We start from the raw sequence: 18,091 nt of genomic DNA, 5'->3' as shown, positions 1-18,091 counted from the left end.
GGTTTGGGCCTTGTCGGCTCCAGGCTACATTGGGATTGCGGCACCGCACCGCCTTTGCATAATTTGGGGACAGCTATGTTTAGCAAAGAGATGACCATCGCCGGATACGACCCGGATCTCAGCGCTGCCATTCAGGCAGAAGAGCGCCGTCAGGAAGAGCATATCGAGCTGATCGCGTCGGAGAACTACACCAGCCCGCGCGTTATGGAAGCTCAGGGCTCAGGTCTGACCAACAAGTATGCCGAAGGCTATCCCCACAAGCGTTACTACGGTGGTTGCGAATACGTCGATATCGTCGAAGAGCTGGCGATCGAGCGTGCCAAGACGCTGTTCGGTGCGACTTATGCCAACGTGCAGCCGCATTCGGGCTCTCAGGCCAACGCCGCTGTATTCATGGCGTTGTGCAAGCCGGGCGACACCATTCTGGGTATGAGCCTGGCCCACGGTGGACACCTGACCCACGGTGCTTCGGTCTCCTTCTCCGGTCGCATCTACAACGCTGTGCAGTACGGCCTGAATGCTGAAACCGGCGAAATCGATTACGCTGAAGTTGAGCGGCTGGCTCTGGAACACAAGCCGAAGATGATCATAGCCGGCTTCTCCGCCTATTCCCGTATCGTCGACTGGCAGCGTTTCCGCGATATCGCGGACAAGGTCGGTGCCTTCCTGTTCGTCGATATGGCGCACGTAGCGGGCCTCGTGGCGGCGGGTGTTTACCCGAGCCCGATCGAGATTGCCGACGTTGTCACCACGACGACCCACAAGACCCTGGGCGGCCCGCGTGGTGGCCTGATCCTCTCGGCCCGTGCCGATGAAGAGCTGCAGAAAAAGCTGAACTTTGCTGTCTTCCCTGAATCTCAGGGCGGCCCGCTGATGCACATCATCGCCGGCAAGGCGGTGTGCTTCAAAGAAGCGATGGAGCCGGAATGGAAGGAATACCAGGCGCAGGTCGTGAAAAACGCCCAGGCGATGGTCAAGGTGTTCCTCGACCGCGGCATTGATATCGTCTCCGGCGGTACCGATGACCACCTGTTCCTGGTTGACCTGATCAAGAAGGACGTCACCGGCAAGGATGCAGACGCCGCCCTCGGCCGCGCCAACATCACCGTCAACAAGAATGCCGTTCCGAACGATCCGCGCTCACCCTTCGTCACCTCGGGTCTGCGCATCGGCACCCCGGCTGTCACCCGCCGTGGCTTCAAGGAAGCGGAAGTGACCGAGCTGACCGGCTGGATCTGCGATGTCCTTGACGATATCGAGAACGAGCAGACCATTGAGGCGGTCAGGGCGAAGGTGCTGGATATCTGCGCTCGTTTCCCGGTTTACAAGTAAACGGGAGCCTGTCCCCGCTGCAGTCGCGACAGTGCTGCTGCGGGTACAAAACGTGCAGCAATTCGGGTAGAATCCGCAGGCGGCTTTTTAGCCGCCTTTTGCTATTTGGGCACTTTGGCCCGATCCGCGCTCAGCGCGCGGTTACACACACCGGATGACGCGTCGATTTACGCCTCTCCGCACGCTCTTTGACTGGCAGGATTGTTCTATGCATTGTCCATTTTGCGGCGCTAATGAAACCAAGGTGGTGGATTCGCGTCTGGTTGCCGAAGGGCAGCAAGTGCGACGCAGGCGAGAATGCATCAGTTGCCATGAGCGATTTACCTCCTACGAAGCAGCCGAACTGTTAATGCCGCGCCTGATCAAGGCCGATGGCATGCGTCAGCCTTTCGATGAAGAAAAGCTGCGCGCAGGCGTTCAGCGTGCGCTGGAAAAGCGCCCCGTCGGGGTGGAAGCGATCGAGGCGGCCATCAACCGAATCAAGCTGCGTCTGCGTGCTACCGGCGAGCGTGAAGTACCGTCGCGCCTGGTGGGCGAAACCGTGATGGCGGAACTGCGCAAGCTCGACCAGGTGGCGTATGTGCGCTTTGCCTCCGTCTACCGCAGCTTTCAGGACATTAACGAGTTCAAGGAAGAGATCGACCGCCTTTCATCCCAGGACGATCTCACTGAGGACTCCCCGTGATGCGCTGGAGCGAGCAGGATCATGCCTGGATGGCACGGGCCATTCGGCTGGCGCGCCAGGGGCTGTACAGTACCGATCCCAACCCGCGGGTCGGTTGCGTGCTGGTGCAGGGTGATGAGCTGGTGGGCGAGGGCTACCATGTGCGCGCTGGCGAAGGTCATGCCGAGGTCAATGCGCTGCGCCAGGCCGGTGACCGGGCGCGTGGCTGTACGGCTTATGTGACGCTGGAGCCCTGCAGCCATCAGGGGCGCACGCCGCCCTGTGCCGAGGCTCTGGTGCGTGCGGGTGTAGGCCGGGTCGTTGCGGCCATGGTGGATCCCAATCCCCAGGTGGCCGGGCGCGGACTTGAGCGCTTGCGCAGTGCTGGCATCAGTACTGATAGCGGCCTGCTCGAAGACGAGGCTCGCAGGCTTAATCCGGGCTTCATCCGTCGCATGGAAACAGGTCGGCCCTGGGTGCGCCTCAAGCTGGCGATGAGTCTCGATGGCCGTACCGCCATGGCCAGCGGCGAATCACAGTGGATCACAGGCAGCGCGGCGCGCGCCGACGTGCAGCGCCTGCGGGCGCGCAGTTCGGCCATCCTTACCGGGGTGGATTCCATTTTGCTGGATGACTCCTCCTTAACTGTGCGGCCGGCCGAGGCAGGTTTCAGTGCCGCTGAACTGGAGGCCGTCGGCGCTCGTCAGCCGCTGCGGCTGGTACTGGACAGCCGGCTGCGCATGCCGCCCCAGGCCCGTATCCTGGCTCAGCCGGGTCGCACCCTGGTGGTGACCTGCCAGAACGACAGCCTGGCCCAGGCGGCGCTGGTCGAGCGGGGCGCACAATTGCTCTGTTTGCCGGGCCCGAATGGCCGGGTGGACCTGGGAGCCCTGCTCGACTGGCTTGGCGCCGAGCAGTGTAATGAACTGCTGGTAGAGACCGGCGCCACCCTGGCCGGTGCCCTGGTGGCGGCGCAACTGGTTGACGAAATCCTGGTCTACATGGCACCCAAGCTGCTGGGCTCGGCCGCACGGCCCTTGCTGGAGCTACCATTCGAACGCATGGATCAGCAGATTCCGTTGCAGCTGGAGGACATGCGCCAGCTTGGCACGGATATCCGTTTCAGTCTGAAACCCCAGTACCCGCAACAGGAGCAGGCTTGATGTTTACCGGCATTATTGAGGCTATCGGCCAGATTGCAGCAATCGAAATGCGCCAGGGGGACATGCGTCTCTATGTGCAAACCCGGGACCTGGATCTGAGCGACGTGAAACTCGGCGACAGCATCGCCACCAACGGTGTCTGTCTCACTGCCGTGGCTTTGCCTGGTGATGGCTTCTGGGCCGATGTCTCCCGGGAAACGCTGGCCCATACCCGCTTTGACAAGCTGGCTGTGGGTGAGCGGGTCAATCTGGAAAAAGCCATGATGCCCAGCGGGCGCCTGGGCGGTCATATCGTAACCGGTCATGTGGATGCGGTCGGCCAGGTGCTGGAGCGGCGCGAAGACGCCCGCTCAATTGTCTACCGCGTGCGGGCACCCGGAGCCCTGGCGCGTTATATTGCTCCCAAGGGGTCGATTACCGTGGATGGTGTCAGCCTGACCGTCAATTCTGTGGACGGCGCCGAATTTGAACTGAACATAGTGCCCCATACTGCCGGTGAGGCAATCACGGGCACTTATCAGCCCGGTCGGGCGGTGCACCTGGAAGTGGATGTACTGGCCCGCTACATGGAGCGTCTGCTGCAGTTCACGCCCGCCCAGCACAGCGCTGAGGCACAGGCCGAGCCTGCAGCACAGAATGATGGTCTGACACTGGCCAAACTGGCCGAATACGGATACAGCCGGCGCTGAGGCGCCCAATACGAGAACATATCGATGCAGCTGAATACGACAGAAGAACTGATCGAGGATATTCGTCAGGGCAAGATGGTCATCCTGATGGATGATGAAGACCGCGAGAATGAAGGCGACCTGGTGATTGCCGCGGAGATGGTACGGGCCGAGGATATCAACTTCATGGCCACCCATGCGAGGGGCCTGATCTGCCTGACACTGACCCGCAGCCGCTGCGAACAGCTCAAGCTGCCGCTGATGGTGCAGAGCAATGGCGCCCAGTTCTCCACCAACTTTACCCTGTCCATTGAAGCGGCAACCGGTGTGACCACCGGGATCTCCGCCGCCGACCGCGCCCATACGGTGCGGGTTGCCGTGCGCGGCGATGCGGTGCCTGAAGATATCGTTCAGCCCGGTCATATCTTCCCGCTCATGGCGCAGCCCGGCGGCGTGCTGAGCCGCGCAGGCCACACCGAAGCCGGCTGTGACCTGCCGCGGCTGGCCGGTTTGTCGCCGGCGTCGGTGATCGTCGAGATCATGAACGAAGACGGCAGCATGGCGCGTCGGCCCGATCTGGAAAAATTTGCCGAGAAACATGGTCTCAAGATCGGTACTATCGCCGACCTGATTCACTACCGTACGCTGAATGAGCACACGGTGGTGCGCGAGGACGAAGGCGTGCTGCCGACCGAGTTTGGTGATTTCAACTTCATTACCTACCGTGACGAAATTCAGAACTGCACACATCTGGCACTGACCCAGGGTGAAATCAGCGCAACGGAGCCGACCCTGGTGCGCGTTCATATCCGCACCGAAGTGCTGCGCGATGTCGTGGGGGCCTGCCCTGGGGAAACCGTGAAGTGGACTATGCGCCGTGCGCTGCGCAAGGTCGCCGAGGAAGGCAAGGGTGTGGTGCTGCTGCTGGATGTGGGCAGCAAGATCAACCTGGGTACGGCGTTGCAGGATATGCTGCAGGGGCCGAAGAAGTCCAAGGTGAATGTCAGTTCCTCCGGCGCTTACCTGACCGTGGGCACCGGCTCCCAGATTCTGCGTGACCTGGGTGTGGGCAAGATGCGCCTGCTCAGCTCGCCGATGAAATTTAATGCAATTTCCGGGTTTGACCTGGAAATCGAAGAATACATTCCATACCAAGATTAAATGGGACTGCCAATGTCTGTGAAAGTATATGAAGGTGATTTTGTGAGCGGAGCCGGCAACTACGCCATCGTGGTCGGCCGTTTCAACGCGTTCGTGGTGGAAAGCCTGCTCGAAGGAGCGCTTGATACCCTCAAGCGTCACGGCGTGCAGGAAGAGAACATTCGCGTGATCCGTGTACCGGGCGCGTTCGAAATCCCGCTGGCGGTACAGCGCGTCGCGGCCCAGAAAAAGGACGATGCCATCATCGCCCTGGGCGCCGTGATCCGTGGCGGTACGCCGCATTTTGAATATGTGTCCGCCGAAAGCTCCAAGGGCGTGGCCCAGGTCGCCATGGAATACAATGTCCCGGTCGCAAATGGCATTCTGACCGTTAACAGCATCGAGCAGGCAATCGAGCGCTCCGGCACCAAGGCCGGCAACAAGGGCGCGGAAGCGGCCTTGTCAGCGCTGGAAATGGTCAGCCTGCTGCGACAACTCGAGGTTTAAGCGCAACATGTCCGACGCTCCTGCTCCTATCCCCAACAAGCGCAAAAAAGTTTCTCTGACCGAGAAACGTCGTTCGGCCCGCAGCTTTGCGCTGCAGGCGGTCTATCAGTGGCAGATAGCCGGTCAGCCGCTGACCGAGATCGACGCCCAGTTTCGTGTCGATAACGACATGAAAGACACCGATGTACAGATGTTCTCCGAGCTGCTGCACGGTGTGGCCAAGCGCAAAACCGAACTGGACAAGGCGTTCGAGCCTTATCTGGATCGTGCGGTCCACGACCTGGATCCCATTGAGCTTGCGGTGCTGCGTATCGGTACCTATGAGCTGATGCAGCGGGTTGAAGTACCCTACCGTGTGGCAATCAATGAAAGCGTCGAGCTGGCGAAAATCTTCGGTGCGACCGAAAGCCACAAGTACGTTAACGGTGTGCTCGACAAGCTGGCGCAGCGCGTGCGCTACGCTGAAATCCGCGCTAAAAAGGGCTAACGGACAGCCTTGGACGAGTTTGCGCTTATACGGCACTATTTCAGTCGCTTGACCGACGACGATGCCAGTATCGTTGTCGGCATTGGGGACGACTGTGCCCAGGTGCGCGTTCCATCCGGCATGGATCTGGTGCTTTCAATCGATACCCTGGTTGAAGGAACTCACTTCCTGCCCGGCACTGAGCCTGCGCACATCGCCAGCCGGCTGATGGGGGCGGCGGTGAGTGATCTTGCCGCCATGGGGGCGCAACCGGCCTGGTTTACCCTGGCGCTGACGCTGCCCCGTGCCGACGAGGCCTGGCTGGCAGCTTTTTCCGAACAGCTCGGGCGGTGCGCGCGCCAATTTGGCATTCGCCTGGTGGGTGGGGATACCACCCGGGGGCCGCTCACGCTGAGCGTCCAGGTGCAGGGGCTGGTGCCGGCCGGGCGTGGCCTGCATCGACGCGGGGCGCGCGAAGGAGATCTCGTTTGCGTGACCGGTACGTTGGGTGACAGTCGCGCGGGGCTGGATATCCAGCTGCGGCCCGATGCCCAGCCAGATCGGCTGCCAGCATCCAGTCTTGCGCTACTGCAGCGTTTTTTTGCCCCTGAACCACGTCTTGCCACCGGGCTGCTGATTGCCGATTATGCCAGCAGCTGCATCGATATCTCCGACGGCCTGCTGGCCGATCTGGGGCATATTCTCAAAGCCAGTCAGGTTGGCGCTCGTATCGAGCGGCAGCAGCTGCCGCTATCCGGTGCGTTACGGACCTATACTGACATCCAGCAGGCACGGGACTGGGCGCTCTGTGGTGGTGAAGACTTCGAATTGTGCTTCACGGTGCCGGCCGCACGCTGGGACGCGCTCTGCGTAAAGCTGCAGAGCCATGAGGTGCCGGTCAGCTGTGTCGGTGAAATACTGCCTGCGTCCGATGGGCTCTGCCTGGAAGACGGTGGCGTGAAGCTGTCCAGCGGCACCGTCGATGCCGGCTACAACCATTTTGCGCAGGGCAATAGTGCCTGATACAAGGAATAGCAATGCAGCGTCTGGCCGTGTGGCGTAATCCGGTTCATTTTCTGGCTTTTGGTTTTGGCAGTGGTCTGGCACCGAAAGCGCCCGGCACTTTTGGTACCCTGGCGGCAATACCGTTCTATCTACTCATGACCCTGTTGCCGTTGTCCGGTTATCTGGTTGTGCTGGTGTTGGCAGCGCTGCTGGGTATCTATCTATGTGGTCGCACGGCACAGGATCTGGGTGTGCATGATCACCCGGGCATCGTCTGGGATGAGTTTGTCGGTTTCTGGATTACCATGCTGTTCGTGCCGGTCCAGTGGTACTGGATACTGGCGGGATTTGCGCTGTTCCGGCTGTTCGATATCTGGAAGCCCTGGCCCATACGGGTAATCGATCAAAGAGTAGAGGGTGGTTTCGGCATTATGCTGGATGACGTACTGGCCGGCGTTTACGCGTGGCTGGTGCTGCAGTTGCTGCTGTACCTTTTCTAGCGCCCTGACAGATGCGGCGAGTCATGCTCGCCGCGTCGTATTTTGTACCGCGAAATTTCGCAATTCGATTCTCCCCAAACAGGTTTTGCTTCATGTCTGATAAGTTTTTTTTTAAGGGTAACAAAACACCCAAACCCAAACATTCCAGTTATGGCTACAACACCAAACGCGCCGCGAAACTGGGAACCCAAAGCGCACCGTTACTGCTGTCAGTGCAAAACGAAGCACGCAAGGTTGAAGTTGAGGCCCTGCTGGTTGAACATCAGCTGATTGCGACGATTACGGTTGATGCGCACGTTGACGAAAATATTGCTGACCTGCTCGGCATGATAAACAAACCCAAAACCGTCAGTCTGGATGCCAAGCCCAACCGCAATGATCCCTGCACTTGTGGTAGCGGGCTTAAGTACAAAAAGTGCTGTGGTGCTTAAGCAAAAACTCGAGTTCAATTCGGGTAGAGTCCAAGTCGCGTGCCAATGACCTGGCGTTTGAGCTGTTCAGGTTATTTTTTTCCGGCAGCAGTGATAACGACTGCAGTCGTCCTCGGCGTTACCGAAGGTGTGTAAAGATCCCGCATTCAGTCTGATTTCAGACAGCCAGCGTACGCTGCAGTCTGATTAGTGCGGCATGCACTGACCCCGGCGACGGGCCTCAGGCTGTCGACCGGAGGGCCCATGAAAAAACCTCAGTTTCTGTTATTTGCGGCATTCTTGCTCAGTGTTGCGCTCAGTGTCAGCGCCCTGCAGCCCATGCGGCTGGACGCGGCGGCCTGCCGCAAGCTGGTGGAAGCCGGTGAAATCCTCTCTATGATGGATCTAATGGAACGTGTCGAGCAGCTGTCCGGCAGCCAGCTGCTCGACAGCGCGTTGTTGCAGACCGACACTGCCTACATATACGAACTTGAGGTGGCCGGTAAGGATGGCGTGGTACGCATGCTGCACATTAATGCCCGTTCGGGTGAGATGGTCGACTTCTGACGGAGACTGGGGACGATGCGTGTATTGCTGATAGAGGATGACCCGGTGCTGGGTCCAGATCTCAAGAGTGAGCTGGCGCGCAGCGGTTATGCCGTTGATCTGGTCGATAATGGCGTGGATGCAGAAGCTGCGGGCTACGAGGATATCTATGATATTGCCGTGCTCGATCTGGGGCTGCCGGGACGACCCGGGCTTGAGGTGCTGCATAACTGGCGCAAACGCAAGAATGCTCTGCCGGTGCTTATTCTCACCGCCCGTTCCGCCTGGCAGGAGCGGGTCGATGGCTTTGAAGCCGGCGCCGATGATTACCTCTGCAAACCCTTTCATAACGAAGAGTTGCTGCTGCGCATGAGCGCACTGCTGCGCCGGGTGCATCAGCAGGCCGGTGCCGCGCTGGAAGTGGCGGGCCTGGTGCTGGATGAAAAGACCCAGTCCGTGGTGCCCGATGGCCAGGCGCCGATCAGCCTGACCGGCACCGAATACCGCCTGCTGCGCTACTTCATGCACAACCCGGCACGGGTATTGTCCAAGCTGCAGCTGGTCGAGCATCTGTACGATGACGCGGTCGAAAACGACAGCAACGTGATCGAGGCCTACATCAAAATGCTGCGCAAGAAAATCGGCCATGACCGCATCGAGACACGACGCGGCCAGGGTTACGTCTTTCGGCCGTGAAATCCATTCAGACCCGCCTCAACAGTGCCTTTGTGCTTATCACCCTGGCGCTGTGCCTGATTCTATGGGTGTCCTACAGCTGGTTTCTGCGCCAGACCGCCTACGATTTTGTCAACGCCAGCCTCGGCAGCGAGGCCTATGTGCTGCTCAAGTCCGTCGAGATGGACGACAGTGGTGGCTGGCGCATTAACGCGCAATACGTCGCGCCTGTGTATGAACAGCCGATGTCCGGTCATTATTTCCAGTTCCAGATCGGCGATGACCCCAAATGGCATTACTCGCGCTCGCTCTGGGATGAGAGCATACCGCTTGACGGTGGTGAGCCGGTTGGCAGCCAGGGCCTGCGGTTATTGAAAAAGCATGACCGGCCCTGGCTGGTACGCGAAGAGGTTTTCACCAAGGACGGGCGCCAGCTTCGTATGCTGCTGGCGTCGGATGTGAGCCACATCGAGCAGGGGCTGGCCCGGTTGCGCTGGGGTATGATGCTGGTGGTGGGGCTGTTTCTCGGCGCCATGTTGCTGGCTCAGATCATGGTGATTCGCGGCGGGTTGCGATCCCTTGTCCGCGTGGGCGGCCAGCTTAATCAGCTTAAACAGGGTGAGATACGCCAGTTGCCGGAGGCCGACACGGCCGAGGTTGAGCCGCTGGTCACGGAAATCAACTATCTGGTTCAGAGCATGGAAATGCGCCTGACCCGCTCGCGTAATGCGCTGGGCAATCTGGCCCATGCCGCCAAGACACCGCTCACGATACTGGATCGCCAGATCGAGGCACTGCACCGTATAGCGCCCGAGCAGGCCGAGGCCCTGCGCGAGCAGTCGCGCACGTTGCGTGAGCTGATGGAGCGGGAGCTGCGCCGGGCTCGGATCGCCGGCTCTGCCCTGCCGGGGCAGCGTATTTACCTGCAGCAGGAACTCGACAAGCTGGTACGCACGATGCACGCCGTGCATCGTGACCGTTCGCTGCAAATTGATACCCAGATTTCGGCGACCAGCTACTTTCCCGGCGAGCGGGATGATCTGGTCGAGCTGCTGGGCAATCTGCTCGATAACGCCTGCAAGTGGGCGCGAAGCCGGGTGCGCGTCACGGGCACAATGGATGAACACTGCCTGGACCTGCGCATTGCCGATGATGGCCCGGGGGTGGCAGCGGATCAGCGTGAGCGCCTGCTGCAGCGGGGCGAGCGACTGGATGAATCGCGTGCGGGTCATGGTCTTGGCATGAGCATTGTCAGCGAGATCGTGCGTCAGTATGAAGGTGAACTGGACCTGCAGCGCTCAGATCTGGGCGGGCTGGAAGTGCGGCTGCTGCTGCCGCGTCGACAGGGCCTGGATCTGGGAACCAGCAAGAAGCGCGACAGTGCTGCGCGCCCCTTGTAAAAGGGTTCCTCTGCCTCCATTTAAGGGAAATAATCGAAACGTCGCCTGACGCGCAGGCTGCTGCTAAAATATGCGCCTTCGTTCGCTGAGGATCGGTCTGTGTCAGTTAAATATGTTGCATCGTCCAAATTGCCAACCCCCTGGGGAACCTTCACCATGGTGGGTTTCGAGGACGAAAGCAGCGGCAAGGAACATGTCGCCCTGGTCTATGGCGATGTGTCCGGCAGCGCTGCTGTGCTTACGCGCGCCCATTCCGAGTGCCTGACCGGCGATGCACTGTTCAGTCTGCGCTGTGATTGCGGCTTTCAGCTGCAGGAAGCGCTCAAGCGCATCAGTGAGGAAGGTCGCGGCGTATTGCTGTATCTGCGCCAGGAAGGGCGTGGTATCGGCCTGTTGAACAAGATTCGTGCCTATCATCTGCAGGATGGTGGCGCCGATACCGTTGAAGCTAACGAGCAATTGGGCTTCGCCGCCGACATGCGCGACTACAGCATGTGTCTGCCGATGCTTGAGCACCTGGGCGTGCAGCAGGTCAAGCTTATGACCAACAACCCCCGCAAGGTCAAGGCGCTGGAACAGTACGGTGTGCCGGTGTCTGAACGGGTGCCGTTGCAGGTGGGCAAGAACCGCCACAACGAACACTACCTGGCAACGAAGATGGGCAAGCTTGGCCATATGATGACCGAGCATCACTTTCGGGACGAAGAAGAAGACTAAGCGAATACAGCCTGGTGCAGGTTGGGTGCCGGTGGAACACCGCAGCCCGACACCTGCATCCATGGCTAGGCGATCCATGGCCAGGCGGGCAGACTCTTTAATGGTCTGTGCTGCGTTTAACCTAGGCGTTAAGCCGCGCAGCGATGCGTGTTTCGATCTGGTCTGCACTTAGACCGCAATCTACTAACTGCTCAGCCCGTGAGGCGTGTTCGATCCAGCGATCGGGCACACCGAGGCAGAGCAGATTTCCATGCAGGTTGCTGGCCTGCAAATACTCAGCCACCGCAGAACCGGCGCCTCCCTGTATGGCGTGATCCTCCAGCGTGACCAGCAGGTGATGGCTGGCCGCGAGCTCAGTGATACGGCTTTCATCCAGTGGTTTCACAAAACGCATATCCACCAGCGTCAGGTCCAGCGCTTCGGCGGCCGCCTGTGCCTGGGGCAGCAACGGGCCGAAGTTCAGCAAGGCTGCGCGACGGCCGCTGCGCAGCGTTCTGCTGTGTCCCAACGGGATTCGGTTCATGCCGGCACCCGGCACAAGGCCCGGGCCGCCGCCACGGGGATAGCGCACCGCCGCAGGCCCCGAATGCATGTAGCCGGTGTATAAAAGATCACGCAACTCCTGCTCATCGGAGGGCGTCATGATGAGCATGTCCGGCAGCGTGCGCAGACAGGCGATATCGAACAGGCCCGCATGGGTGGCGCCGTCCTCACCCACCAGACCGGCCCGGTCGAGCGTCAACAGCACATCGAGCTGCTGAATGGCGATATCATGTACCAGCTGGTCATAGGCGCGCTGCAGAAAGGTCGAGTAGATGGCTACCACCGGCTTCATGCCGCCGCAGGCCAGCCCTGCCGCCAGTGTAAGCGCATGCTGTTCGGCGATGGCGACGTCGAAGTAGCGCTCGGGAAAACGTTCTGAAAACTCGATCAGATCCGAGCCCTCGCACATGGCCGGTGTGATGGCAACGAGCCTGTCATCGACATCGGCCTGATCGCAGATCCAGCGACCAAATATATTGGCAAACTTGGCCCTGGCGGGCGCCGGCGGCTTGGCTACCGGCTCGATCTTGGTGATGGCGTGGTAACCCACAGGGTCCGCTTCGGCCGGGGCAAAGCCCTTGCCCTTGCGGGTCACAATGTGCAGAAACTGGGGCCCCTTGGCGTTGAGCACCTTGTGCAGCGCCGGCAGCAGGACCGAGAAATCATGCCCGTCCAGCGGGCCTGTGTAGGCAAATTCCAGCGCTTCAAACAGGGGGGCGGCCACATTGGTGTCGGTGCGGTGCTTGAGGTTTTTCGCCAGATAGGTCGCCAGCCCGCCTTCATTGTGGGAGATCGACATGTCGTTGTCGTTCAGAATCACCAGCAGGTTGGCACCGGTGTGGCCTGCATGGTTCAGCGCTTCAAACGCCATACCCGCGGTCATGGCACCGTCACCGATGACGGCGACCGAACGATGCTCGCGGCCCTGCAGCTGGTCCGCCAGGGCCATCCCCAGCGCCGCGCTGATCGAGGTGCTGGAATGGCCGGTGCCAAAGGTGTCGTAGCGGCTTTCAGCGCGCTTGGGGAAAGGCGCGAGGCCATCCTGCTGGCGCATGCTGAACATCTGCTCGCGTCGGCCCGTCAGGATCTTGTGGGGGTAGCACTGGTGGCCGACGTCCCAGATCAGATGATCCTCGGGCGTGTTAAGGCAGTAATGCAGCGCCACGGTCAGCTCGATAACACCGAGACCTGCGCCAAAGTGACCGCCGGTCTGGCCAACGCTGTAGAGGAGAAAGGCGCGCAGCTGCTCGGCCAGCTCAGGCAACTGGGCCGGGTCGAGCTGGCGCAGCTGCGCCGGGCTGTCGATGCTGTCGAGCAACGCTGTTGCCGGGCGCTGTAGCGGGATCTGTTCGAACATCAGTGATCCCGTTTGACGATGTAGTCGGCCAGGGCGCGCAACGGGTCGGCTGCGGGGCCAAACAGGGTCAGGGCGTCGATGGCCTGGTCATGCAGCTGCTGCAGCTTGTCCCGCGCTCCCGCCAGCCCGAGCAGCGCCGGGAAGGTCGGCTTGTTCTGTGCCAGATCCGAACCCTGTGGCTTGCCAAGTGTTGCCGTGTCACCTTCGATATCCAGGATGTCGTCCTGCACCTGGAAGGCCAGGCCGATGGCATCGCCAAAGCGGCACAGGGCTTCGTAGCGCTCGCCGCTGTCAATGCCGGCGGACAGTGCGCCCAGCTCCACCGATGCGGTGAGCAGGGCGCCGGTCTTGTGGCGATGCATCTGCTGCAGTTCATCAAGCGTCAGGCTTTGCCCGACATGGGCCAGGTCGAACGCCTGTCCGGCCACCATGCCCCGATCCCCCGCAGCCCGTGCGAGGACTGTCAGCATGCGCATTTGCAGCTGCGGTTGCAGCTCGGCTTGTGGCTGCGCCAGCCACTCGAAGGCGGTGCATTGCAGCGCATCGCCGGCCAGTATGGCACAGGCTTCATCGAACGCGATGTGACACGTAGGCTTGCCGCGGCGCAGGTCATCGTCGTCCATGGCAGGGAGGTCGTCATGCACCAGGGAATAGCTGTGGATGGCTTCCATGGCGCAGGCAGGCGCGTCTGCGGTGCTCAGCTGTCCGCCAAGCAGCTGGTTGCAAAGGTAGACCAGGCCTGGGCGAATGCGCTTGCCGCCGTTGAAGAGTGCATAACGCATGGCTTCCTGCAGCCTGGGCTCGATACTGCGATGTTGCAGGCGGGTATCAAGTGCGTGTTCAACGCGTTGGCAATACTGTTGCAACAGAGAATTCAGGGCCACGGGTCAGGCGTCCTCGGGGTCGGTGAAGGGGACTGTTTGCAGCGCGCCGTCTTTTTCCACCAGCATCCGTACCTTCTGTTCGGCCTGATCGAGAATGTCCTGGCAGTCACGGGTCAGGGCGATACCCTGTTCAAATGCTTGCAGCGCATCGGCCAGCGGCATATCACCCTGTTCCATGCGGTTTACCAGCTGCTCAAGCTCGGTCAGCGAGGTTTCGAAGTCTGGAGTCTTTTTTGTGCGTGGCATCAGGCTTACCCGTGATCAATGAGGCGTAAAAAGTACTAGAGCATGGTAGCAGGGTCAATCCGGCCCGCAGGTCGCGTGGATCAACCGCTGTACAGGTGTGCCCGATTAAAATTCTGTTATTATGCGGCGTAGCCGATAATACGCCTGTTCGCTGTTAAGGAGAAACCTGTGGATATCGCAACGCTTGTCGGTTTGATCGGATCAATGGGCATCGTCATCGCGGCCATGGTTTTGGGTGGCGATGCGGGCATCTTTGTGAACCCCCCCTCGTTGCTGATCGTGGTGGGTGGAACCCTGCTGGTGGTGCTGATGAAGTACACGCTGCAGCAGTTTCTGGCCGCGGGCAAAATTGCCGCCAAGGCCTTCATGTTCAAATCCCAGCATCCGGAAGAGATCATTACCGAAACCGTTGAGCTGGCCGATGCGGCGCGCAAGGGCGGTTTGCTGTCGCTGGAAGAAAAAGAAGTCGCCAACAGCTTTATGCAGCGCGGCATCCAGCTGCTGGTGGACGGGCATGATCCCGAGGTCGTGCGGATGTTGCTGAACAAGGAAATGCGCCTGACCGTCGAGCGGCACGATTTCGGCAGCCGCATCTTTCGGGCCATGGGGGATGTTGCACCGGCCATGGGCATGATCGGAACACTGGTGGGCCTGGTTCAGATGCTCTCCAACATGAGCGATCCCAAGTCCATTGGCCCGGCAATGGCCGTGGCGCTGCTGACGACCCTCTATGGCGCCATGATAGCCAACATGCTGGTGCTGCCCATTGCCGACAAACTGGCGGTGCGAAAGGATCAGGAAGCGCTGAATCAGGCGCTGGTCATTGACGGCTTGCTGGCTATTCAGGCCGGCCAGAACCCGCGGGTCATCGAGCAGATGCTGCGTAACTACCTGCCGGAGAAAAAACGCCTGGCTGAAGCGGCCGGATAGCTGACCTATGACTGATCAAACAGAATGTGAATGTCCGCCCTGCGAACCCGGTCTGCCGGCCTGGCTGGCCACCTTCGCCGATCTGATGTCGCTGTTGATGTGTTTCTTCGTGCTACTGCTGTCTTTTTCCGAAATGGACGTGCTCAAGTTCAAGCAGCTGGCAGGTTCCATGCGCGAAGCCTTCGGCGTGCAGAACGAGATCAAGGTGGAAGACATTCCCAAGGGCACCTCGGTGATTGCACAGGAATTCAGCCCGGGCCGGCCTGAACCGACCCCGCTGAATGAAGTGCGCCAGATGACCATTAACAGCGATTTAAATACGCTGGACGTGCGTTCCAAGGACGGTGAAAACGACACACCGGACAAGTTCCGGGGCAGCGTTGAGGCGCTGCTTAAACAGCTGGCCCGTGAAGCGGAACAGGAAGCGATCGAGTTCGCCGCGGCGCTTGCCAAGGAAATTGGCGATGGTTCGGTGGAAGTCGAAACCGACGGCGCCAAGATTATCGTTCGAGTGAAGGAGAAGGGATCTTTTGACTCAGGCTCGGCCGAGTTGAAGTTCGACTCCATTCCGGTTATCGCCAAAATCCGCGATGTATTGCTGAACGTGAATGGCAGCGTTGCTGTCCAGGGCCATACCGATAACATTCCCTATTCAGGCCGGCGCTTCGAATCCAACTGGGATCTGTCGGCGGCGCGGGCATTGGCGGTGGCACACGAGCTCTTTGCCGACAGCCGTATGGATCAAACCCGGTTTACCGTGAGTGGTCTGGCGGCGACCCATGCGCTGGTGCCTAATGATACACCGGAAAATCGCAGTCTTAACCGTCGGGTCGAAATCGTGATTCAAAAGGGCAAGGATGACGAGGCCTTGCTGCCGATACAGTCCAGGTCGGAGGGTGACACTGAGGGCCAGGCGCTGAGGCCGAGCGAAATCTTCTGAGCATCTGCCTGCACGGCTTGGCGTGCATAAAAAATCCGCATAAAAGGCGTCATTTGTAGTGTGTAAATGACGGCCCTAAGTGCGGATTTTTTTTGGCATCGTGTATAAGCGCCCTCTGAAGATCGGGTGCTGGCAGGGCAAGTATTTACTTGGCGGCGTCCAGCATGTACTGAATGGCGGCGGTCAGCTCTGTATCGGAGCAGTCCATGCAGGTGCCCATCGGCGGCATGGCATTCAGGCCGGTTTTGGCGCTGGCCAGCAGGGCATCGATACCCTTGGCGGCGCGGGGCGCCCACTCTTCTGCATTACCGAACAGGGGGGCACCAGCAATGCCCGCCGCGTGGCAAACACCACATTTGGTGTTGTAAATTTCTTCGCCGGTGCGTTCCGCATTGGCGGTCATTGGCAGGGACAGCGCAGCGATCGCGGCCAGGATCAGTGTTTTTTTCATCGTTGTTATCCTTCAAGGCTCGTAAGTCGGTTCAAAAACAACCGAAGTTTAGGACCAGTCTCTCGTTAATGTAAATAGACTATTGGCAGTGAATGCTGGCTGAATACCGGCTGGAGAGGTGGTCGCGACTGGGGCAGGGCAGAACTTGTCAGGAAGGGGCGATAGCTAAAAGGGGGGAGGTGCAGTGTGCGACGCTGTTGTCAGCGGCGCATTGAAATAGCGAAATCAGCCTGCCCCCTGACTACGCGGGCGTGTTGCTGTTCGCGGTTGTACTGGGTCTGTAATTCGCACAGTGCCTGCTCTACTTGCGCGCGGGGCGCAATGACGAGGTTGCGGATTTCATCCTTCGAGTAGCCCTGTTTTAGCAGCTGTTTGAGCTGGGTGCTCAGTTTATGGTGATCCATAGGCTTTCTCTCCATTATTGTTATGCATCATTGTACGCGACTGTGATTGCAGATTTGTTGCAGGGTTCAATTAATTTGCCGGTACCGGACAGGCCGGTATCGGTGCGCACTGAGCCTGGTTGCGTTTTTTGCTGGCGGACAGTTCCCGCAGGCTATCCTGGACGGCGGCGCTTGCCGGGGGCAGGCGGACGGCGCATTGAACCGCAGACAGTGCGCTCTGATCGCAACCCTCGGCTGCAAGGCTATAGGCCAGGTTATTCCAGGCATCCGCTGCGGCGGGCTTTAGCTTCAGCGCCTTGCGAAAAGCCTGGCTGGCGGGCCTTGCGTGACCGGCACTCAGTTCTGCGTTGCCAAGTGCCATGGCAACGAGGTAGTCATCGGGCCAGCGCGTGCTGGCGCTGTGCAGACTTTGCAGTGCGGCCTCTGGTGCAGAGGTTTCGAGTTCCAGCGCCGCACGCACGACATCCAGCGGTTCTGCTTGCAACGGAAGCTGTGACGGCGGCAGCACAAGCAAGGCCCAGCGCTCACTGCGCGCCCAGGTGCGGTCAAACAGCTTGAGCGGCGTGATGCGGCGGGGTTCTGTGCCTGAACGCAGGATGACGGTCTGTGCCTGGAGGTCAAAACCGATCACCACGGCATAATGCCAGCGTGGAATGATATCCAGCCCCAGGTTTTGCAACACCACCACGGGCCGTCCGGCCGCGACTTCGGCCAGCAGTCCATTCAGGTTGGGAGGGGCTTCCATCGCCAGCATGCCATGGCGCCGTGCCGCGACCTTCATTTCGATCTGCAGACTGCCTCCACGCGCGGGAATGTAGATCTGGGGTACCAGGGCGTCTGGGGTGGTGACCGCTGCGTTATTGTTCAACACGGTGGCCAGCGCCGCGGGGCCGCACTGATACAGTTCCTGTGGATAAAACGGAACCGCGGTCAGCTCAGTTGTGACCGGCAGAGTATTGGATAAGGTGGCCAGCTGGTCTGAGGGCAAGCGAGTTGCGCACCCACTGAGCAGCAGCAGGCAGAGAGCCCCCGCCGTCAGCAGGACGGCGGAGTTAAGGCGGTTAAGGAGCTGGCAGGCAACCCGCCTGCCTTTGTGATAGCGGCCAGATTCCGGATCGCACTCGAAGCCAGGGATCATTGGCA

At 60.0% G+C, this 18,091-nt stretch carries 22 protein-coding genes; 16 read left to right on the top strand and 6 right to left on the bottom strand.

Annotated elements, in window-relative coordinates; translation table 11 throughout:
• Positions 1-75: 75 nt before the first annotated feature.
• From glyA to ribA, 14 genes are all read left to right on the top strand, one after another.
• Positions 76-1,332, top strand: coding sequence for a serine hydroxymethyltransferase (gene glyA / locus F451_RS0113770; protein ID WP_026291762.1), 1,257 nt, complete (start codon positions 76-78; stop codon positions 1,330-1,332).
• A 208-nt stretch (positions 1,333-1,540) separates the two neighbouring features.
• Positions 1,541-2,017, top strand: coding sequence for a transcriptional regulator NrdR (nrdR, locus tag F451_RS0113765; protein WP_020681962.1), 477 nt, complete (start codon positions 1,541-1,543; stop codon positions 2,015-2,017).
• Positions 2,017-3,159, top strand: a complete 1,143-nt coding sequence (ribD, locus tag F451_RS0113760; protein ID WP_020681961.1) for a bifunctional diaminohydroxyphosphoribosylaminopyrimidine deaminase/5-amino-6-(5-phosphoribosylamino)uracil reductase RibD — start codon at positions 2,017-2,019, stop codon at positions 3,157-3,159. Before nrdR ends, ribD begins: the two co-directional genes overlap by 1 nt.
• A complete protein-coding gene (locus F451_RS0113755) occupies positions 3,159-3,848 on the top strand; it encodes a riboflavin synthase (RefSeq protein WP_020681960.1) in 690 nt (229 codons plus the stop codon). The genes ribD and F451_RS0113755 overlap by 1 nt, the downstream gene beginning before the upstream one ends.
• Before the next feature lie 24 nt (positions 3,849-3,872).
• Positions 3,873-4,988, top strand: coding sequence for a bifunctional 3,4-dihydroxy-2-butanone-4-phosphate synthase/GTP cyclohydrolase II (gene ribBA, locus F451_RS0113750; RefSeq protein ID WP_020681959.1), 1,116 nt, complete (start codon positions 3,873-3,875; stop codon positions 4,986-4,988).
• A 12-nt stretch (positions 4,989-5,000) separates the two neighbouring features.
• The gene (gene ribH / locus F451_RS0113745; protein WP_026291761.1) at positions 5,001-5,474 is read left to right on the top strand and encodes a 6,7-dimethyl-8-ribityllumazine synthase; all 474 of its coding nucleotides are present in this window, start codon (positions 5,001-5,003) and stop codon (positions 5,472-5,474) included.
• A 7-nt stretch (positions 5,475-5,481) separates the two neighbouring features.
• Positions 5,482-5,961 carry a transcription antitermination factor NusB gene (gene nusB / locus F451_RS0113740; RefSeq protein ID WP_020681957.1) on the top strand — a complete coding sequence of 160 codons (480 nt, stop codon included), beginning with the start codon at positions 5,482-5,484 and terminating at the stop codon, positions 5,959-5,961.
• A gap of 9 nt (positions 5,962-5,970) precedes the next feature.
• Positions 5,971-6,963 carry a thiamine-phosphate kinase gene (gene thiL, locus F451_RS0113735; RefSeq protein ID WP_020681956.1) on the top strand — a complete coding sequence of 331 codons (993 nt, stop codon included), beginning with the start codon at positions 5,971-5,973 and terminating at the stop codon, positions 6,961-6,963.
• Between the two features lie 14 nt (positions 6,964-6,977).
• Entirely contained in the window at positions 6,978-7,445 is a 468-nt protein-coding gene (locus F451_RS0113730) for a phosphatidylglycerophosphatase A family protein (RefSeq protein ID WP_020681955.1), read from the top strand.
• A 92-nt stretch (positions 7,446-7,537) separates the two neighbouring features.
• Positions 7,538-7,876, top strand: coding sequence for a PBPRA1643 family SWIM/SEC-C metal-binding motif protein (locus tag F451_RS0113725; RefSeq protein ID WP_020681954.1), 339 nt, complete (start codon positions 7,538-7,540; stop codon positions 7,874-7,876).
• Between the two features lie 243 nt (positions 7,877-8,119).
• On the top strand, positions 8,120-8,422 hold the full coding sequence (locus F451_RS0113720; protein ID WP_020681953.1) for a PepSY domain-containing protein: 303 nt from the start codon (positions 8,120-8,122) through the stop codon (positions 8,420-8,422).
• A gap of 15 nt (positions 8,423-8,437) precedes the next feature.
• Positions 8,438-9,097: a response regulator transcription factor gene (locus F451_RS0113715; protein ID WP_020681952.1), complete on the top strand. Its 660-nt coding sequence runs from the start codon at positions 8,438-8,440 to the stop codon at positions 9,095-9,097.
• Positions 9,094-10,476 (top strand): ATP-binding protein, encoded by a 1,383-nt coding sequence (locus F451_RS0113710; protein WP_020681951.1) that lies wholly within the window; start codon positions 9,094-9,096, stop codon positions 10,474-10,476. Before F451_RS0113715 ends, F451_RS0113710 begins: the two co-directional genes overlap by 4 nt.
• 99 nt (positions 10,477-10,575) lie before the next feature.
• The gene (gene ribA, locus F451_RS0113705; protein ID WP_026291760.1) at positions 10,576-11,193 is read left to right on the top strand and encodes a GTP cyclohydrolase II; all 618 of its coding nucleotides are present in this window, start codon (positions 10,576-10,578) and stop codon (positions 11,191-11,193) included.
• Between the two features lie 121 nt (positions 11,194-11,314).
• Here the strand turns inward: ribA and dxs are convergent, their stop codons facing one another.
• From dxs to F451_RS0113690, 3 genes are read right to left on the bottom strand one after another with little or no spacing between them, the layout of a single operon-like run.
• Positions 11,315-13,093, bottom strand: coding sequence for a 1-deoxy-D-xylulose-5-phosphate synthase (gene dxs, locus F451_RS0113700; protein WP_020681949.1), 1,779 nt, complete (start codon positions 13,091-13,093; stop codon positions 11,315-11,317).
• Positions 13,093-13,977 carry a polyprenyl synthetase family protein gene (locus tag F451_RS0113695; RefSeq protein ID WP_020681948.1) on the bottom strand — a complete coding sequence of 295 codons (885 nt, stop codon included), beginning with the start codon at positions 13,975-13,977 and terminating at the stop codon, positions 13,093-13,095. Before F451_RS0113695 ends, dxs begins: the two co-directional genes overlap by 1 nt.
• Positions 13,978-13,980: 3 nt before the next feature.
• The gene (locus F451_RS0113690) at positions 13,981-14,223 is read right to left on the bottom strand and encodes an exodeoxyribonuclease VII small subunit (RefSeq protein ID WP_020681947.1); all 243 of its coding nucleotides are present in this window, start codon (positions 14,221-14,223) and stop codon (positions 13,981-13,983) included.
• 168 nt (positions 14,224-14,391) lie between these two features.
• Between F451_RS0113690 and pomA the strand changes: the two genes are divergently transcribed.
• The gene (pomA, locus tag F451_RS0113685; RefSeq protein WP_020681946.1) at positions 14,392-15,153 is read left to right on the top strand and encodes a flagellar motor protein PomA; all 762 of its coding nucleotides are present in this window, start codon (positions 14,392-14,394) and stop codon (positions 15,151-15,153) included.
• A 7-nt stretch (positions 15,154-15,160) separates the two neighbouring features.
• A complete protein-coding gene (locus F451_RS0113680) occupies positions 15,161-16,093 on the top strand; it encodes a flagellar motor protein MotB (RefSeq protein WP_020681945.1) in 933 nt (310 codons plus the stop codon).
• A 145-nt stretch (positions 16,094-16,238) separates the two neighbouring features.
• Here F451_RS0113680 and F451_RS0113675 read toward each other — a convergent pair whose 3' ends face one another.
• The 3 genes from F451_RS0113675 to F451_RS0113665 all read right to left on the bottom strand — a co-directional run bounded on the left by F451_RS0113675 (position 16,239) and on the right by F451_RS0113665 (position 18,086).
• Positions 16,239-16,544 carry a c-type cytochrome gene (locus tag F451_RS0113675; protein WP_020681944.1) on the bottom strand — a complete coding sequence of 102 codons (306 nt, stop codon included), beginning with the start codon at positions 16,542-16,544 and terminating at the stop codon, positions 16,239-16,241.
• Between the two features lie 200 nt (positions 16,545-16,744).
• On the bottom strand, positions 16,745-16,948 hold the full coding sequence (locus tag F451_RS0113670; protein WP_020681943.1) for a hypothetical protein: 204 nt from the start codon (positions 16,946-16,948) through the stop codon (positions 16,745-16,747).
• A 70-nt stretch (positions 16,949-17,018) separates the two neighbouring features.
• Positions 17,019-18,086, bottom strand: coding sequence for a PA2778 family cysteine peptidase (locus tag F451_RS0113665; protein WP_020681942.1), 1,068 nt, complete (start codon positions 18,084-18,086; stop codon positions 17,019-17,021).
• Positions 18,087-18,091 lie beyond the last annotated feature (5 nt).

The sequence above is a fragment of the Marinobacterium rhizophilum DSM 18822 genome, assembly GCF_000378045.1.
Lineage (GTDB): Bacteria > Pseudomonadota > Gammaproteobacteria > Pseudomonadales > Balneatricaceae > Marinobacterium_A > Marinobacterium_A rhizophilum.
Note: the sequence above shows the minus strand (reverse complement) of the source record. Positions and strands in the feature narration are given on the sequence as shown.

Excerpts from the sequence above, each read along its gene's own strand:
- glyA (WP_026291762.1), top strand. The coding sequence starts at position 76 with ATGTTTAGCAAAGAGATGACCATCGCCGGATACGACCCGGATCTCAGC.
- ribD (WP_020681961.1), top strand. The coding sequence starts at position 2,017 with ATGCGCTGGAGCGAGCAGGATCATGCCTGGATGGCACGGGCCATTCGG.
- F451_RS0113670 (WP_020681943.1), bottom strand. The coding sequence starts at position 16,948 with ATGGATCACCATAAACTGAGCACCCAGCTCAAACAGCTGCTAAAACAG.
- F451_RS0113675 (WP_020681944.1), bottom strand. The coding sequence starts at position 16,544 with ATGAAAAAAACACTGATCCTGGCCGCGATCGCTGCGCTGTCCCTGCCA.
- F451_RS0113665 (WP_020681942.1), bottom strand. The coding sequence starts at position 18,086 with ATGATCCCTGGCTTCGAGTGCGATCCGGAATCTGGCCGCTATCACAAA.
- nrdR (WP_020681962.1), top strand. The coding sequence starts at position 1,541 with ATGCATTGTCCATTTTGCGGCGCTAATGAAACCAAGGTGGTGGATTCG.
- ribBA (WP_020681959.1), top strand. The coding sequence starts at position 3,873 with ATGCAGCTGAATACGACAGAAGAACTGATCGAGGATATTCGTCAGGGC.
- F451_RS0113715 (WP_020681952.1), top strand. The coding sequence starts at position 8,438 with ATGCGTGTATTGCTGATAGAGGATGACCCGGTGCTGGGTCCAGATCTC.
- F451_RS0113690 (WP_020681947.1), bottom strand. The coding sequence starts at position 14,223 with ATGCCACGCACAAAAAAGACTCCAGACTTCGAAACCTCGCTGACCGAG.
- F451_RS0113680 (WP_020681945.1), top strand. The coding sequence starts at position 15,161 with ATGACTGATCAAACAGAATGTGAATGTCCGCCCTGCGAACCCGGTCTG.
- F451_RS0113755 (WP_020681960.1), top strand. The coding sequence starts at position 3,159 with ATGTTTACCGGCATTATTGAGGCTATCGGCCAGATTGCAGCAATCGAA.
- F451_RS0113720 (WP_020681953.1), top strand. The coding sequence starts at position 8,120 with ATGAAAAAACCTCAGTTTCTGTTATTTGCGGCATTCTTGCTCAGTGTT.
- F451_RS0113730 (WP_020681955.1), top strand. The coding sequence starts at position 6,978 with ATGCAGCGTCTGGCCGTGTGGCGTAATCCGGTTCATTTTCTGGCTTTT.
- dxs (WP_020681949.1), bottom strand. The coding sequence starts at position 13,093 with ATGTTCGAACAGATCCCGCTACAGCGCCCGGCAACAGCGTTGCTCGAC.
- ribH (WP_026291761.1), top strand. The coding sequence starts at position 5,001 with ATGTCTGTGAAAGTATATGAAGGTGATTTTGTGAGCGGAGCCGGCAAC.
- nusB (WP_020681957.1), top strand. The coding sequence starts at position 5,482 with ATGTCCGACGCTCCTGCTCCTATCCCCAACAAGCGCAAAAAAGTTTCT.
- F451_RS0113725 (WP_020681954.1), top strand. The coding sequence starts at position 7,538 with ATGTCTGATAAGTTTTTTTTTAAGGGTAACAAAACACCCAAACCCAAA.